Raw genomic sequence first — 15184 nt, forward strand, 5'->3', positions numbered from 1 at the left:
GTGAGCCGGGCTGCGCCGTACGAATCTGTTGGGCCAAGCACAGAACATCGGCTGGACGGGAGAGCTGGGATAACCAGTCGGTAAGAGTTTGTCGCGGGGTAAAGGGGTTTTTCTCCTGGGTGACCGTGGTGGGGATGATGGGATCGGTGAGGTCCCATTCCCATGCCTGCGTTTCAGGCTCCCGGGGGAGGCTATCGGTAGGGTCACCGACCCACATCAGTACGCCATGAACGTGGCGGGCAACTCCGAGAACGGGGAAGGCTATTGCCAAGCGAGGCCCCGCAAGATCCACAAGTACCTGAGATTGCTTGAGATTATTGAGCACAGTCTCCACAAGGCGCACCACAGTGGTGCGCACGGAACCGCGAAACTCGTTGGATAGCGGGCGCCATTGCTTCGAGCGATTCCCAATACGCAGCACCGCAGGGGACTTCCCCACGGTGTCTACCAGAAACCAACCCTCAGCCATGCAGCTTTTCCTCGGCATTGACGTTCAATGAAAAGCACGTACGCAGGCAGGATAGCATGGCTGCTTCCTCATCGACGCCGCCTGCCCAAGCAACGTATCCGTCCGGGCGAACCACAATGACGTCGGGAAAATCCTCAGGAAGGCCGCTACTAACGGCAACAGCATCGGTGAACGGAGGGACTGAGAGCTTCCCCAGGGCATCAGGAGAAGCAATGAGAAGAAACTTTCCTCGTTGCAAGAGCCTACCGATGCTGGTGATCTCTCCGGATACCGCGACCTCCAGGTCGGGCATGAACGTTCCATCAAGTGCTGGGTAGCGTTCCAATCCCACGCTGTACTGAGTAGAAACTCCATTGATCCGGTCGGCCAGCCAATCGTGTGTCTCCTCGGAGCAAAGAAGCTCGGCTATAAAGTTCCGGAGAGGGTCATAGATGGGCGCAGGATTCATCATCAGAGATTGCAGCCGGGTGTTATTGATCAACCATTGCCCCGCTGGCTCACGCTCTTGGCCGTATGTGTCGAGCAAATCCTCATCGGCCGCGCCGCTGAGAACGGCGCTGATTTTCCAACCCAAGTTGATAGCGTCAAGGATTCCCGTGTTGAGACCCTGGCCACCAAGAGGATAGTGAATATGAGCGGCATCGCCGGCAAGGAAGAGTCGGCGATCGCGATAGCGCTGGGCGATCCGGCTGTAGTCGCTAAACCGATTGAGGTAGTGCGGAGACTCAAGCTCTACGGGGCTACCGACTACGCGCTCAACTGCGGCGGAGAATTCCTCGGGGGTGACGGGGGCCTTACGATCCGACGCCGGACCATCGAACTCAAAGACGATGAGCCTGCTCTCCCCATAGGGGTTGTAGTTAAGGAGGCTCCATCCCCGCGGAGTGTGTGACCATCCATTAGGTATCTGATCGGGCTGCGGGAGGGTGACCAAACCAAGCATGGCCCGCATGGTGGGAGCATGTTCCTGAAAGAAGAAATCCCCTGATCGCCGGACTATGCTCTGCCCACCGTCTGCGCCGATGACATAGTCCGCACTAACCTCATGGATCTTCCCCTCGGCATCGACGGACCGGACGGATACCCCCGCCTCATTCTGTGAGACATCGGTGACGCAGTGCCCTCGTAGCAGGTGGGCTCCGCAGCCCTCTGCGTGGCGGGTAATCGCACGCTTCAAGTCTGCTTGGGCTATACCCAGCATGACGGGCCCGTCAATCGTCCGTGAGCGGAGCCGTAACCACGGGTATCCCGCGAACTGGAACGGCTCGATTGTGTTCGCTAAGTGATCGTTCGTGCGGCGTGGAGAAGCGACTATCCCGCGCCTAATAAGAGCAGATATGGCTCGTGCATGGTAGGTACCGGCCTTCGGATATTCGCTGACCGTATGACGCTTTTCTAGGACCACGGAAGAGATACTGTGCAGTGCAAGCTCGTTAGCGATCAACATCCCTACAGGGCCGCCGCCGACGATCACTACATCGTAATGATGATTCATGATGGCATGATCCTTTCTAGGTGGAGGCGTGAGAGTCTACGAAGTCTTACTCTTCGTTCATCTCGAAAAATTATTTCCATTAAGGTGTGGTTGATCCACTATCGCTATGGGTGGACTCCGCGTTTGATCTCCGTAGTAGTGCGGTGACCATGACTGATAAAGCTATAGTTAGTGTGAATATGGACCATAGGAGTGAGCTAAACCCTTCCAGCAGCGTTGTTTTTAGAAGGTGTGATGAAACCCCCGGTGTGTCTATACCGGATATTTCCCCGGTAGTAACAGCATTTAATATCGCTTCCTTTTCCTCTTGACTGAAGCTGCTGAGAAGGTATTCCTGGACTCTTAGCCCGATGATCGTGTTTAGTATGCCGCCGAATATTGCAACCGCTATCGCCTCGCTTCCTAGCCGGACGGTGGAGACGAGGCCTGATGCCATTCCCGACTTTTCCTCGGGTACCGATCCGATAGCTTGGCTATCGACGAGGCCCACGCCTAGTCCGAACCCGAGCCCGATCATTAGGAAGGAGATCACTAAGGAGGGTGGGTGTGGGGTCAAGCCCTGGAAGGTGAGCAGAGCGGAACCGATCGAAAAGAAGGAGATGCTGCCGCCGAGGATCGTCCAAGAGGGGATGCCACGGTCGTGAAGTTTTCCGGCGATGAGTGGACCGAAGATAACGGGGGCGGTCATGATGAGCATGGTCATTCCCAGTGCTCCTGGCGATAGCTCCCATGCTCCGGTGAGAAGAATGGGGTAGTAGGTGAGCAGAGTGACAAATCCTATTGCGCCTGCCGTCGGGACGAGGAGAAGCCCGAGGAGCTGTGGTGATCTGAGAAGGCCGAAATCAAGAAGGGGATGCTGGACGCGCCGCTCAATCTGGAGGAATCCAATAAACAGAATGATGCCGAGGAGGAGGGTGGTGAGGGTTCTAGGGGTAGACCATCCCCAAGCGTTGCCTTGAGATATCCCGGTGATGGTGAGGGTAATGGAGGATGTAAAAATAAGCGCCCCCACGTAGTCTATCTTGGTTGCGGTGGGGTTTGGGGCGTCTTTAACGCGAGAGTAAAGGATTAGAGCTATTGATAGGCTCATCGCTGCCGCGCTAAACCAAAATATTCCAGACCATCCCGTCACAGCGATTGTCAGCGATGAGACGGTGGGGCCAAAACCCAGGCCCACTCCGGCGGCTGTGCCAAATAGGGAAAAGGCGCGTGCTGAGGCCTTTCCTGAAAAAGTGATAGCCAACAGCGCTCCCGAACAGGAGAATACGATAGCGGCACCTACTCCCGCTAGGGCGCGGGCGACATCGAGGAACATGAGGTTTGGTGCTACTGCACTGAGCGCTGCCGAGAGGGTGAAGATGAACGACCCGACAATGAGTCCGCGCGTTCGTCCAAAATGATCGGCGAGGGAGCCTGCTACCAGGCTGAACACTGCGAAGGTGAGGTTAAAGGCATTGACCACCCACTGTAGTTGAGTTGGTTGTGCTCCCAATTCTGAGGCTATATGGGGAAGAGTCACTCCGGTTCCGGATACGCCCATCGGTACGATGGTGACGCTGAGGAGGATGGCGGTGAGAAGAATATTTGGTTTTTCTTGAAGTTTATTGTCCATAATTTAACCTGGTATTCCCATTTTGAAAATCGGTGACCGATCCTGTGCATACTTCCGGAGTGGGCCGGGGATTTTGGAAATCGGTTTGTTAGTTCCCATAGTGTTTGCGTGCTAGCGCCTGGGGGAAAAGGGGAAATGATGATAAAAGACATCGGCGCGACGGTTGGTGGGGAATCTGAGATGCGTGTGCTCGCGCGGTGTGAGTGTGGGAAGAGCTGGGTTGAATCCAGGTGCAAGAATCATGGTGGCCCCTTGGTGTACCTCTGTTCGAACTGAAAGACGCCCGCTCTGGCGATGGCCGGAGTGGCGTAGATGAGGTCTGGGCTTGTGGGCAAGGGGCCTACGAAGCAACTCTCTATCTGATGATCACATGATGGGCAGGTTTGCTCTTTTTTGCAAGCGATGTGGCCGGTAGGTCCTGATGGTGTGAGCGGTTGCGTTGAAAAAGTAGAGTTCAGGAGGCATTTCGGGTATGCAAGGTGTGATATTTCACATTCCGCTGTGAGCGGGTGATGTCGTCCGTGCATCGGCGGCGCGTCTCTGGCGTCCTGTGATCCCTCTGTTCCCTGTGTTTGGGTGGGACTGCCCCGATGGTTCGTCACTTGTTACAAGACCATTACCTTTTGTTTTGTGCATACATTCTTTTTTTGGTCGCAGTAGCCTTTGTTGCGGCCACCGTGGCAGCGGCGAGGGATGGTGCCGAAACCCGGTTACAATCAACTCCGTGACCACCCCACCACCCCTGCTCATCGTCAGCGACATCGACGGCACGCTCATCACCTCCGAGGAGCGGGTACCGGAGCGCCTGCGGGCGGTGCTGGGGAGGGCCGTCGAGAAGCGGTGCGCCGTGGCGCTGGCTACGGGCAGGCCGCACCGCTGGCTCTTTCCGGTGCTGGAGCAGCTTCCCGTGCGCCCGGTGTGCGCCACGGCCAACGGCGCGGTGCTCTACGACCCCGCGGAGGACGCCATCCTGCGCGTCCGCGCCCTCGCTCCGGACACCATGCGCGACGTGGTGGCGCGTGCCCGCGCGGCGTTGGGGGAGCGCGGGGAGCCGCTGAGCGTGGCGGCGGAGCGCTGCGGGGCGTCCGCCTTTGACTCGGAGGAGGAGCTGTTCGTGGTGAGCCCGCGCTACGTGCACACCTGGGAGGCGCAGGGCTACGCCGTGCGCTCGGAGGACGAGGTGATAGCGGAGCCCGCCGTGAAGCTGCTGTTGCGCAACGAGCGTATGACCTCCGCGCAGATGTATGAGGCGATCGCCCCGGCCCTGGATCCTCGGGTGGCGCATCTGACCTACTCCATGCCGGAGGGATTGCTGGAGGTGGCGGCGCCGGGGGTGACCAAGCAGGTGGCGGTGGCCGACCTGGCGCGCCGTCATGGCGTGCCCCGGGAGCGGGTGGTGTGCTTTGGGGACATGCCCAACGACGTGGAGATGCTGCGCTGGGCCGGGCTGGGCGTGGCGATGGGCAACGCGGCCCCGGAGGTGAAGCGCGCGGCGGATCGGGTGACGGGCACGAACGACGAGTGCGGGGTGGCGCAGGTGCTGGAGGAGTGGTTTTAGGGAGCGCGCCGTGTTTGCGTCCGCTGAACAACCCCCGTAGACGGGAGGAGTTGGTGATGAAGAAAGCGGTGCCTGTGGCCGGGGCCGCGAGGCCGGGCTCGTCGTTCTCGTGGCTTCCCGGTCCCGAGGGGGCGCGGTCGGTGAGGGCTCGCGCGGGGCGCGTCGGGCAGGGGCTTGGAGGGCTGGGGCGTCGCGCCCGCGCTTCCCGGTTCTCCTTGGTGGTGCTTTTCCTCGCCGTCTCGATCCTTGGGCTTGCCAGCGCCGGGCTGGGTGCGATGCACGCCGCGTATTCCGGCATCGAGGGGCGCGACGCCGCCCGCTCCCCGGTTTCCGCCGCCGAGGGGGAGTCGGCCGCCTTCCTGTACCGCGAGGTGCATGACTCGATGGTGGGCACCCCGCTGGATGCCTCCGTGGTGTATCTGTGGCCCCTGGTGGAGGACGCTCCCCTGCCGCCCGGCGTGGCGCAGTGGCCCGCCCCGGGGGAGGCGGTGCTTTCTCCCGCCTTGCGGGAGATGGCCGCCGAGGAGGGATTGGATTCCAGGTATGGCCGGGTGGCGGGCACCATCGGGCCGGAGGGGTTGGCTACGGGCGGCGAGCCCCTGGCCTACGTGGTGCCCCGCGAGATGCCGGGGGAGGTCCGGGAGAACTTTATGACCGCCAGCGTGGGCTACGGGGCCGGGGGCCGGGGAACGGGGGAGGTCGTGGAGATGGCACCCTTCCCGCTGGCGGCCTCGGCCTACGTTCTCACCGTGGGCGTTTCCGCCGTGATCCTCGGGGTCATCGCGGTGGCGCAGGGCCGCGAGGGCAGGCAGCGGCAGAACATGCTGCTCTTCACCCTGGGCTACACCTGGCGGGAGCGCCTGCGGTGGATGGCGGCACAGGTGCGGCTGCCCCTGCTCGGGGCGGTAGCGCTTTCCGGGACGGTGGTGGCTCTTGCGGGAACATGCGGCCTGCGCCTGCCGGGCATGAACACGGGGGTCTCCGCCGGGGATCTGCGGGCGGGGCTGCCGGTGATCCTCGGGGCGATGCTGCTTGCCTGGCTGGCCTTCCTGGTCTATTACTTCCGCACCTGCCTGGTGGTGCCCAGAAACCTCGCGGCTAACAGGCCGCGCGCCCGGGAGCAGGAGTTCAGCCCCCGCCGTGCGCTGGTGTGCCTCCTGGCGGCCCCGGCGGCGGTCGGCGTGCTCGTGGCGGTGCAGCGCACGGGGTCGGAGCTGCTCTTCTTTGTGTACCTCGCCGCGCTGTTGGTGGTGGTGTTCACCCTCTTCGACCTGGTGGGATACCTCATGCTGCGGGTCTCCGCCGCGCTGCGGAGGTGGGGAGGGCGTCGGCGCAGCCCCGCGGCCATCGTGGGCGCCGCGGGCATCGTGCACCGCATCCGCCCCGTGGCGGTGCTGGGCGTGAGCGTGGCCGCCTGCCTGCTCGTGGGAACGCAGGTGCAGGGCTTCCTGGTCTCCTGGGCGGAGGGCTCCCGGGTGGCGCGGGTGGCGCACGAGGAGTTCCGGGACTCCGTGGTGGAGATCTCTCCCCAGATGGGTTTCTACGCGGGGTCGGAGGCGCTGCTCCCGGAGCTTGCCCGGCAGGCCCCCGGGGCCACTATCATGCTCACCCAGACCGCCTGCGGGGAGAGCGGGTGCGTGCCGCGCTCCGCGCTGTTCGAGCGGGGCGACGCCCCCGTGGAGCGGGCGTACCTCCGCTATCTCTTCGGGCCGCAGGAGCCGCAGCAGGCGAGGCTCGAAGATCTGCTGGCCGATCAGGATCGGGGAGAGGTGCTGATCTCCGTGGTGTACCCGGAGGGCCGGGCCGCGGACCTCCGCGGGGTCAAGGAGACCGTGGCCCGCGAGACCGTGCCCATGTGGCGAACCTGGAGCCCCGCCACCTCGGACTACTACGGCGCGAGCATGGGGGCGCGCCAGGCCGCCTGGGTGGGGTACTTCGGCCTCATCGCATTAGGCGTCATGCTCTGCGGCATCCTCGTCGTTCTCCTCTCGGACGTGACCGCCACCATGAGGCGCATGGGCCCGCTGGTGGTGCTCTCGGACTCCGGGGGCGTGCTCCGGGGCGTGGCGCTGGTGCGCCTGGGCGTCCCGGTGCTCCTGGGCTTTGCCGTGGGCGGAGGCATGGCGCTCATGCTTTCCTCGGCCCTGGCGCTGTCCTTTGGCTCCTCCCTCTCCTACGCCCTGCCCTTCCTCCTGCTGCGCGCGGTGGTGGTGGGCCTGGGGCTGGCGGTGGCCGCCGCCGTGTCCTTCTACCGCGCGCGAACGATCATGAAGGGTTGGAAGGTGGGAACATGGGTGTCCTAAAAATCTCAGGGCTGCGTGCCGACGTCCCGGGGCGCACCCTTTTCTCGGGCCTGGACGTGGAGGTCCGGGCCGGGGAGGCGTTGGCCGTGGTGGGCCCCTCCGGAGTGGGCAAGTCCACGCTGCTCAACCAGGTGCTGGGCCTGGCCCCCGCCCCGGTGGGCGCGATCGAGGTGACCGGTAGGCGCATGAACGGCGTGCCCCGCGCCCAGGCCGCCGCGGTGCGCCGCGAGGCCATCGGCGTGATCTTCCAGGACGGGGAACTGCTCCCCGAACTCTCCGCGCGGGACAACGTGGCGGTGGCGCAGATGATGATGGATGGCGCGGGCGCGGAGCCTGGGCGCGCCGGGCGGCTCCTGGCCATGCTGGGGGTGCCGCCGGAGACCCTGGCCCGGGACCTCTCCGGCGGGGAGCGGCAGCGCACCGCCATCGCGAGGGCCCTAGTGACCGACCCCGCCGTGATCCTCGCGGACGAGCCCACCGGGGCGCTGGACACGCTCACCCGGGACGAGGTGGCGGATCAGCTCTTCTCCCTGGTGCACGAGCAGGGCAAGGGCATGCTCGTGGTCACGCACGACGAGACCATCGCGCGCCGGGCGGACCGTGTGCTCAACCTGGCGGACTACGCGCCGGGTCGCTGAGGGGGTGGGGCTGGGCTCCCTCCTTCCCGCGCCGATGACGATGTGGGTATGGTTTTAAAGGGAGCGCCATGATGGGGGTGGTGTGAGGATCGGGGGTATGACTCATGCGGATATTGGATTCGGCCCTGCGGCACGGGATTCGGCCCGCCGAGATAGTGAGGGCCCTCGCGTTGTCGGTGTACAGTGGGCGGATACGGGATGACCCTCCCAAGTACCTTGTGATCGGTTTCGACTCCGCTCGGCGCTTGTTGGAGATCGTTTATGTAACGAACGCCGCCGGTGACATAACCGTTATTCACGCGATGAAATTACGCAAGAAGTATTATTCTTTGTTGAGGGGTTGAAGATTATGCTGGCGGAAAAGTCCGTGGAGATAGTCGATCGCGTCGAGGGAATGACCGACGCCGAGGTGGCCCGGTTGGTGGCCGAGGCTGAGGCCGGTTATCCCCTCGAGTCCCTGGCCGAGGGGGCACGGGGGCCGGCTGCGGCTTTGCTCGATCTGCCGGAGGACGTACGCGGGGAGATCATCCGGGTATGCCTGGAAAGCGGCGCCTCTCCTCGGCATGTGATCGCGCAGATTCTTGCGGAGCGCTCCTCTTAGGACACCGCCGAGACAATAGAGCGGGTCCGCTCGTGGATCGGGGAAGATGGGAGGCCTAGAGGTCAGCCGCGCCCGCCTGCTGCGTCTCCCCGGAGGCGTCGGTGGCCTGCCGGAAGGGTGCCGGTGGACGAGCCTCGCGGTGATGTCCTGTGGCTTTGCCATATCAAGGCGGCACCGCAGGTACGTATCGGTTGACGCGGACGGCCGTTTGTGCAGATAAACGTAGGGTTGATCGCGGGGGTTATGCAGTGTAATCATTGTTTACATGACGACGAGTGAGACTCCCTCCCAGCGGTTCGGCGCCGCGCTTGCGGTGCGGCTTCCTGATGATTTGCGTGCGCGGGTGGACGTGTTGGCTGCTGCGGGGCGGCGTTCTCGTAGCGATGTTCTCCGAGAGGCGCTAGAGCGCGAGATCGATCAGCTTGAGTGGGAGCACCGGGTGGTTGAGACCGCAGCGGATATTCGTTCAGGGCGTGAGTCCACGGTGTCGCTGGCGGAATTGAATGCGCAGTTGGGTGATCCTGGTGAGCCGGACGTGGATGATCTGCATTGAGGTGGAGCGTTGAACTCTCCCGGGATGCAGCACGGGTATTGCGCAAACTCGACCCGCAGACCTCGCGGAGAATCCGTCGCGCGCTAAAGGCGATTGAGTCCCTGGAGGATCCGCGTGCGCGAGGAAAAGCACTCACGGGGCGGTTAGCGGGGTTATGGCGGTACCGCGTCGGGGATTATCGGCTGGTGTGCGATCTCGTGGATTCTCGTTTGGTGGTCGTGGTCATCGAGGTCGGGCATCGCAGCCATGTTTATGACTACTAAGGTGTGCTTCCACTGGGGAAGAAGTGATGAAACGGATCTATGATGACGCGGAGCTAGAAGCGATGGCTGCTGATTTTGAGGGTGGTCTGAGCGAGAAGCAGTTATCCGGCGCGGTGTGGACTGAGGGGCCGATGGTGTGGCTTCTGGACGTGATGGGCGACGATTGGGAGGCGTTCGCGCAGAGGGCACGGGAGGAAAATTATGGCTGCGGCTGATCTCGTGCGTAAAACGGCGCGGCGCTGCTCTTATGGAGAGCACACTGCCGCGTAGCAGAACCGGGGGCTTCGAGGAGCTGTTGCAGGTGGCGCTCGCGCTGTGTTCTCGAGCTTATGCTCTTCCTACGGCGGGGTGTGCCGCTGACGTTGTCGAGGAAGTGCGCGGCAGCGAGATTTGCTCCTCTTAGGACACCGCCGAGATAAGAAAACGGGCCCCGAGGGGCCCGCTCGTGGATCGGGGAAGATGGTGAGGTCTAGAGGTTAGCCGCGCCCGCCTGCTGCGCCTCCCCGGAGGCGTCGGCCTCCTGCTGGGTTGCCGGAAGGACGCCGGTGGCCTGGCCCTGAGCGCCCGTTCCCGCCGCGCCGGGCTCCGCTACCGTGGGCTCGGAGGCCTCCGCACCGGCACCGACCGTGGCGCTCTCGGTGTTGCCTGAGGTTGCGCTCTCCGGGGCCGTGGAGGAGGTCGCGGGCTCGGTAGCGGTCGAGGCCGGGGCCGTGGAGCTGGCCGGGGCCGAGCTGGTCTCCGTCTCCTCGCCGCTCAGCTTGTCCGCCAGGGAGTCGTAGGTTTCCTTGGCGATCTCGCGGATCGTGTCCATCTGCGCGTAGCCAGCGTCGCCCGGGCAGGTAGTCAGGCCGACGTCGCGGTGCGCGAAGATGTTGGGCAGCGTGACCTCGGTGCCATAGGCGTACTTGGTGTAGGAGGTGCCCTCGGAGTAGTGGATGTCCTCCCCAGTGGGGTCGAACCCGGCCAGGGCGGCGCGCCACCCGGCGAGCCTGCCCACGGCCTCCAGCGTTGCCTGCGGGGGAGTGACGGTCTCGTAGTTGCCCATCATGGAGATTCCCCAGGTGTTCTGGTTGAAGCCTCCGGCGTGAGCGCCCTGCACCGCCTCGTTGAGGCCGCCGTAGCGCCCCTCGTAGATCGTGCCGAACTTGTCCACCAGGGCGTTGTAGCCGATGTCGCACCAGCCGAGGGTCTGGGCGTGGTACTGGTAGATGCCGCGCACCACGCCGGGGGCCTGGGCCTGGGTGTAGTTGTTGGACCCGGCGGTGTGGTGGATGGTCAGGGCGGACACCTGATCGTCCACGGTGGGGTCCTGGCAGCGGATGGACTCGTCGGCGCCCCAGCCCGCGCGGGAGACCACCTCGGGCATGCCGTAGCTGTCGGATTCGGCGGCGAGCTGGGTGCCGCCGTCCTGGGCGTTGCCGTCGATGAACACGGCCTCGATGTCGTCGGCGTCGGAGACCTCGGCCACGGGCTTGATGTCCCCGTAGTTGGTGGGCAGCGGCACCCCGCCGCCCTTGGGTGCGGTCTGGCCGTTCTGTCCGGTCGGCTCGGGGGCGGCGGGCGCCGGGGCTTCCTGGGTGTCCGCGGGCGCGGCGGAGGGGGCCTCGGGCTGGGTCGGTTGTTCGGGAGCGGGAGCCTCGGGCTGCGCGGCCTGGGGAGCCTGCCTCGCCGGGGTAGTCTCCGGTGCGGCCTCCGGGGCGTTGGCCCCGGCGTTCTCCGCCTCGGGGCCTTGGTTCTCTCCGAGCACGTCCACGCCGGAGACGGACACCTGCACGCGATTGGTGGGCTCCACGTAGATCAGCTCGGTGCCGGTGGTGCCGCTGGGGGAGGTCTCGTCCAGCGGCTCGGCGTTGTACCAGGGGCCCCAGGAGCCGTCGGCGGCCTGGGCGCGCACGAAGGCCGCGATGTCGCGCGTGCCGTTCCAGGTGAGCGCGAACATGGAGAACTGCTCGTCGCGACTGAACTCCTTGACGGTGCGGGCGGCCTCGCCCTCGCCCTGGGTGGCGATGGCGGGGTCGTCCACCACGACGTTGCTGCCGCTGGCGAAGGAGGCGGTGGCCTCGGAGGCCGCCACGGGGGTGGCGCCGGCGACGTCGGTGGGGATGATTCCGGTGCCCACGCCCAGGGTGGCGGTGGCCACGAGCGCGGCGCTTAGGACGGCGGCGAGGACGGGCTTGCGCGGGGGCGCGATGAGGCGGCGTCGTTGCGGCACGGTGGTTGTTCTCCTCAGCGTGTTGCGTGTGGGCGAGGTATAGATGTCCATCATCGTAAACAACTGAGGCTAAAGAAGCCAGTGTGTAGCTTGTTTTAGTTGTTGCTGGATGGTATTTGTGCGTTTCATGTGAAGGCGGATGCCGTACCCGATCCCGTGCCTGAGTGCCGTACCCTGGTTGCAATGACGGACAAGATCCTTTCCTACGTGTCCCTGCCCGAGTACCGCACCGAGGAGGCCTTCACGCTGTGGCACTCCATCTTCGGCGGCGATCTTGAGATCACCAAGTACGGCGAGCAGCAGCTCAAGGGCATGCCGTTCACCCCGCCCGCCGAGGCAGTGGCCCATGCCACGCTGATCACCGAGACCTGGGGCGTGGCCGGGGCGGACCAGATGAGCCTCGAGGGCGAGGAGTACCCCCTGCGCGGCACGGCCTACTCCCTGCTGGCGGAGGTGGAGTCCCCGGAGCGAGGACGGGAGATCGTGGAGAAGTTCGTGGCCGCGGGCGGCGAGGTCAACATGCCCTTCGCCAAGGCGCCGTGGGGGAACTGGTACGGCCAGGTGTTTGACCCCTACGGCGTCATGTGGTCCGTCAGCACGGCGCAGGCGGACGCGGCCCGGGGCTAGGGGCGGGGCCGCAGCGCGGCGAGAGGGGTTGGAAAGGCCGACGCCCACCCGCGCCGAGGCCGCCGCGCCCGCCGTGGCCCCGCGCGGCCCGAGCGCGTGGCGCCCCCGCGCCCGCCGTGGCGTCGATTACCCTGGTGCTCATGACCCAAAACCAGGCTCAAACCTATGACCTCATCGTGGTGGGCTCCGGACTGTTCGGCCTCACCGTGGCCGAGCGCGCCGCCAGCCAGCTGGGCAAGCGCGTGCTCATCGTGGAGCGCCGCCCGCACATCGGGGGCAACGCCTACTCCGAGGCGGAACCGGAGACGGGCATCGAGATCCACAAGTACGGGGCGCACCTCTTCCACACCTCCAACAAGCGGGTGTGGGAGTACGTCAACCAGTTCACGGACTTCACCGATTATCAGCACCGCGTGTTTGCCATGCACGGGGGCACCGCGTACCAGTTCCCCATGGGGCTGGGGCTGATTAACCAGTTCTTTGGCCGCTACTACTCCCCGGAGGAGGCGCGCGCGCTCATCGCGGAGCAGACCGACGGCCTTAACCCCGCCGAGGCTGCCAACCTGGAGGAGAAGGCGATCTCGCTCATCGGGCGCCCGCTCTACGAGGCCTTCATCCGGGATTACACCGCGAAGCAGTGGCAGACGGATCCCAAGGAGCTGCCCGCCGGGAACATCACCCGCCTGCCCGTGCGCTACACCTTTGATAACCGTTACTTTACGGATACCTACGAGGGGCTCCCCGTGGACGGCTACACCGCGTGGCTGGAGCGCATGGCGGAGCACGAGCTTATCGACGTCTCCCTGGACACGGACTGGTTCGAGGTCCGCGAGGAGCTGCGCGCGGCCTCCCCGGAGGCGCCCGTGGTGTACACCGGGCCGCTGGACCGCTACTTCGACTACGCCGAGGGCAAGCTGGGCTGGCGCACCCTGGACTTCGAGGCCTCCGTGGAGCCGGTGGGCGACTACCAGGGAACCCCGGTGATGAACTACAACGACGCCGACGTCCCCTGGACCCGCATCCACGAGTTCCGCCACTTCCACCCCGAGCGCGCCGACCGCTACCCCAAGGACAAGACGGTCATCATGAAGGAGTACTCGCGCTTTGCCGGGGAGGGCGACGAGCCGTACTACCCCATCAACACCCCGGAGGATCGCGCCACGCTGGAGGCGTACCGACGCCGCGCCGCCGCCGAGTCCCGGGAGAACAGGGTGCTCTTCGGCGGGCGCCTGGGCACCTACCAGTACCTGGATATGCACATGGCCATCGGGGCGGCGCTGTCCATGTTCGATAACCACCTGGTGCCCTTCTTCGAGGAGGGTGCGCCGCTGGAGCAGGCGCGGGGGCACTGAGGGGGTGCGTTTCCGTGCGGTTGTGGGGTTGACGAATCGTGGTAAGAGACTTTACTCTCTTACCTAGAGAAGGTAAGGACAAGGTCCCTTGCCATGAGACTGGGAAGGTCCGCTAGACGAATGCGCTAGCGGGCTTTTTCTCTATACTAGGGGCGCTTGCGTAGAACGCTTCTTACCGTACTTGTTCCGCTGAGCCATTCCCGTACATGCGGATTGATGCTTTCCACGAGGTCAAAAGCCTCGTTTGTGCGGTCGTGGACGTTGGTATTAAGCAGGCTATCCATGTGGGACACGCGATTCCGTAATTCGTGCAGGTGGAAGACTCTCCAAAAAGTACGTGCCCCATCGTGGTCTTGTGTGTAGGGGAAGGCCTGGTGGATCGCCTCATCCCATAGCCTTATCCGGTTTCTATTTCCTTCTCTTTGGGGGTTGGCTTCGGGGAGGTGGTCCTTCCACAGGCCGAACATTGTGTGGGCAAGAACGTCATCGTGGGTAATACGCTCGCCGTAGCGGGGATGGTTGGAGCTGCGTCTCTCTGCGGCTTTGCGTGCTCGGCGTAGCGCTTCCTCCCTTTTCCTGGAGGTGAGCGAGCGAAGAGGGGCGGCGGGAGGCTCAAGCAGCCAGCTCCTTTCTTGGCCGTATTGAGCGCTGTTCATTGTTGGAGGGTGTTGTCGATTGCGTTCCGGAGTATAACCTCCGTGGGTCCAAGGACCGCTTGCACTGCTGTGGACAGCTCGATGCTCCAGCGGTAGAGCCTGAGTGCGTGCTTCTTGTTTCCACCCGCTTCTACCAAATATGGTTGTAGTCGCGCTTCTCCCAGTGCCTTGATGATAGTGTCGCGTTGATCCATGAGTGTAATTTTGCACATTCGAGGGGGTTCTTGGGTGGATTTTAAGGCGTGTGGGCTAGGTTTCCGCGGCTAGGTCCGCAGGGACCCCTCTACGTTAACCATTTGTTTACCTACTGTTAGGGATGGCGCCGGAAAGGCGTCACTCCCGGTGTCGGTCGAGGCTCCTTGTGGGGGCGCTCCACCTTTCATGGGGTGTGACGATCCTCTCTTTTCTTCCGTGCGGGGTGCGCGGGGTAGGTAAAACATGGCCTTGAGCTGCCCCTTTCCTCTCGCGCACCATCGCCGCGCCCCTTCCTCCTGGGCGGAAAAAACCGTTTGAACCTCCCATTATTTGAAGCGCCTTGCGTTGGTCGGGCGGTGACGCTAAGGTTAACGAACAGTTAACAGAGCAAGTCTCCGACGTGAACGAAGGAAAGGATCGTGAGCGCCATGACCAAGATTGATCGCCTCTGGAGCGTGCGGATGGACCTTCACGCCCGATTCGGCGCGGAACTGCCCATTGGCCTGATTGACGCCATCCTCGACGGGGTGGCCCGCCGCTGGGAGTCCAGCCCGGCCTTCTTCCGCACCGTGCTCATCGAGCGCGAGGCCGTAGAGGAGCTGGAGCACCGCCTGCACGGTGGCATGACGAGTTCCCTCGCCGCCTAGTGC

13 protein-coding genes and 1 pseudogene are annotated in these 15184 nt (G+C 64.1%); 10 read left to right on the top strand and 4 right to left on the bottom strand.

The features are described from left to right. Nucleotides 1–196: 196 nt before the first annotated feature. The 3 genes and pseudogenes from B140_RS14285 to B140_RS13185 all read right to left on the bottom strand — a co-directional run. Nucleotides 197–487 (bottom strand): annotated as a pseudogene (locus B140_RS14285) (GAF domain-containing protein); the annotation flags it as partial. After that, nucleotides 462–1964: an FAD-dependent monooxygenase gene (locus B140_RS0102595; RefSeq protein WP_026165912.1), complete on the bottom strand. Its 1503-nt coding sequence runs from the start codon at nt 1962–1964 to the stop codon at nt 462–464. The gene B140_RS0102595 and the pseudogene B140_RS14285, both read right to left, overlap by 26 nt. Before the next feature lie 79 nt (nt 1965–2043). Next, nucleotides 2044–3576 carry an MFS transporter gene (locus tag B140_RS13185; protein WP_083912207.1) on the bottom strand — a complete coding sequence of 511 codons (1533 nt, stop codon included), beginning with the start codon at nt 3574–3576 and terminating at the stop codon, nt 2044–2046. A 724-nt stretch (nt 3577–4300) separates the two neighbouring features. On the opposite strand from B140_RS13185, the gene B140_RS0102600 reads away from it, so the two are divergent. The 7 genes from B140_RS0102600 (at nt 4301) to B140_RS0102630 (ending at nt 9707) form a co-directional block, all read left to right on the top strand. Next, nucleotides 4301–5134, top strand: a complete 834-nt coding sequence (locus B140_RS0102600; RefSeq protein ID WP_018117795.1) for an HAD family hydrolase — start codon at nt 4301–4303, stop codon at nt 5132–5134. A gap of 221 nt (nt 5135–5355) precedes the next feature. Then, nucleotides 5356–7437: an ABC transporter permease family protein gene (locus B140_RS11695; RefSeq protein WP_156801627.1), complete on the top strand. Its 2082-nt coding sequence runs from the start codon at nt 5356–5358 to the stop codon at nt 7435–7437. After that, nucleotides 7425–8075, top strand: a complete 651-nt coding sequence (locus tag B140_RS0102610) for an ABC transporter ATP-binding protein (RefSeq protein ID WP_018117797.1) — start codon at nt 7425–7427, stop codon at nt 8073–8075. The genes B140_RS11695 and B140_RS0102610 overlap by 13 nt, the downstream gene beginning before the upstream one ends. Before the next feature lie 340 nt (nt 8076–8415). Next, on the top strand, nt 8416–8676 hold the full coding sequence (locus B140_RS0102620; protein ID WP_026165914.1) for a hypothetical protein: 261 nt from the start codon (nt 8416–8418) through the stop codon (nt 8674–8676). A gap of 265 nt (nt 8677–8941) precedes the next feature. Continuing rightward, nucleotides 8942–9229: a type II toxin-antitoxin system RelB family antitoxin gene (gene relB / locus B140_RS13190; RefSeq protein WP_083912208.1), complete on the top strand. Its 288-nt coding sequence runs from the start codon at nt 8942–8944 to the stop codon at nt 9227–9229. Further along, on the top strand, nt 9226–9492 hold the full coding sequence (locus tag B140_RS13195; protein WP_083912209.1) for a type II toxin-antitoxin system RelE family toxin: 267 nt from the start codon (nt 9226–9228) through the stop codon (nt 9490–9492). Before relB ends, B140_RS13195 begins: the two co-directional genes overlap by 4 nt. 26 nt (nt 9493–9518) lie before the next feature. After that, the gene (locus tag B140_RS0102630) at nt 9519–9707 is read left to right on the top strand and encodes a hypothetical protein (protein WP_018117800.1); all 189 of its coding nucleotides are present in this window, start codon (nt 9519–9521) and stop codon (nt 9705–9707) included. A 254-nt stretch (nt 9708–9961) separates the two neighbouring features. Here the strand turns inward: B140_RS0102630 and B140_RS0102635 are convergent, their stop codons facing one another. Then, a complete protein-coding gene (locus tag B140_RS0102635) occupies nt 9962–11704 on the bottom strand; it encodes an N-acetylmuramoyl-L-alanine amidase (RefSeq protein WP_018117801.1) in 1743 nt (580 codons plus the stop codon). Between the two features lie 183 nt (nt 11705–11887). On the opposite strand from B140_RS0102635, the gene B140_RS0102640 reads away from it, so the two are divergent. The 3 genes from B140_RS0102640 (at nt 11888) to B140_RS0102650 (ending at nt 15181) form a co-directional block, all read left to right on the top strand. Beyond that, nucleotides 11888–12331, top strand: a complete 444-nt coding sequence (locus B140_RS0102640) for a VOC family protein (protein ID WP_018117802.1) — start codon at nt 11888–11890, stop codon at nt 12329–12331. Between the two features lie 140 nt (nt 12332–12471). Next, nucleotides 12472–13683 carry a UDP-galactopyranose mutase gene (gene glf / locus B140_RS0102645; protein ID WP_018117803.1) on the top strand — a complete coding sequence of 404 codons (1212 nt, stop codon included), beginning with the start codon at nt 12472–12474 and terminating at the stop codon, nt 13681–13683. A gap of 1270 nt (nt 13684–14953) precedes the next feature. After that, nucleotides 14954–15181, top strand: coding sequence for a hypothetical protein (locus tag B140_RS0102650; RefSeq protein ID WP_156801628.1), 228 nt, complete (start codon nt 14954–14956; stop codon nt 15179–15181). The last annotated feature ends 3 nt before the right edge of the window (nt 15182–15184 follow it).

The sequence above is a fragment of the Corynebacterium mastitidis DSM 44356 genome (assembly GCF_000375365.1).
Lineage (GTDB): Bacteria > Actinomycetota > Actinomycetes > Mycobacteriales > Mycobacteriaceae > Corynebacterium > Corynebacterium mastitidis.

Excerpts from the sequence above, each read along its gene's own strand:
- B140_RS0102630 (WP_018117800.1), top strand. The coding sequence starts at position 9,519 with ATGAAACGGATCTATGATGACGCGGAGCTAGAAGCGATGGCTGCTGAT.
- glf (WP_018117803.1), top strand. The coding sequence starts at position 12,472 with ATGACCCAAAACCAGGCTCAAACCTATGACCTCATCGTGGTGGGCTCC.
- B140_RS0102610 (WP_018117797.1), top strand. The coding sequence starts at position 7,425 with ATGGGTGTCCTAAAAATCTCAGGGCTGCGTGCCGACGTCCCGGGGCGC.
- relB (WP_083912208.1), top strand. The coding sequence starts at position 8,942 with ATGACGACGAGTGAGACTCCCTCCCAGCGGTTCGGCGCCGCGCTTGCG.
- B140_RS0102595 (WP_026165912.1), bottom strand. The coding sequence starts at position 1,964 with ATGAATCATCATTACGATGTAGTGATCGTCGGCGGCGGCCCTGTAGGG.
- B140_RS13185 (WP_083912207.1), bottom strand. The coding sequence starts at position 3,576 with ATGGACAATAAACTTCAAGAAAAACCAAATATTCTTCTCACCGCCATC.
- B140_RS0102640 (WP_018117802.1), top strand. The coding sequence starts at position 11,888 with ATGACGGACAAGATCCTTTCCTACGTGTCCCTGCCCGAGTACCGCACC.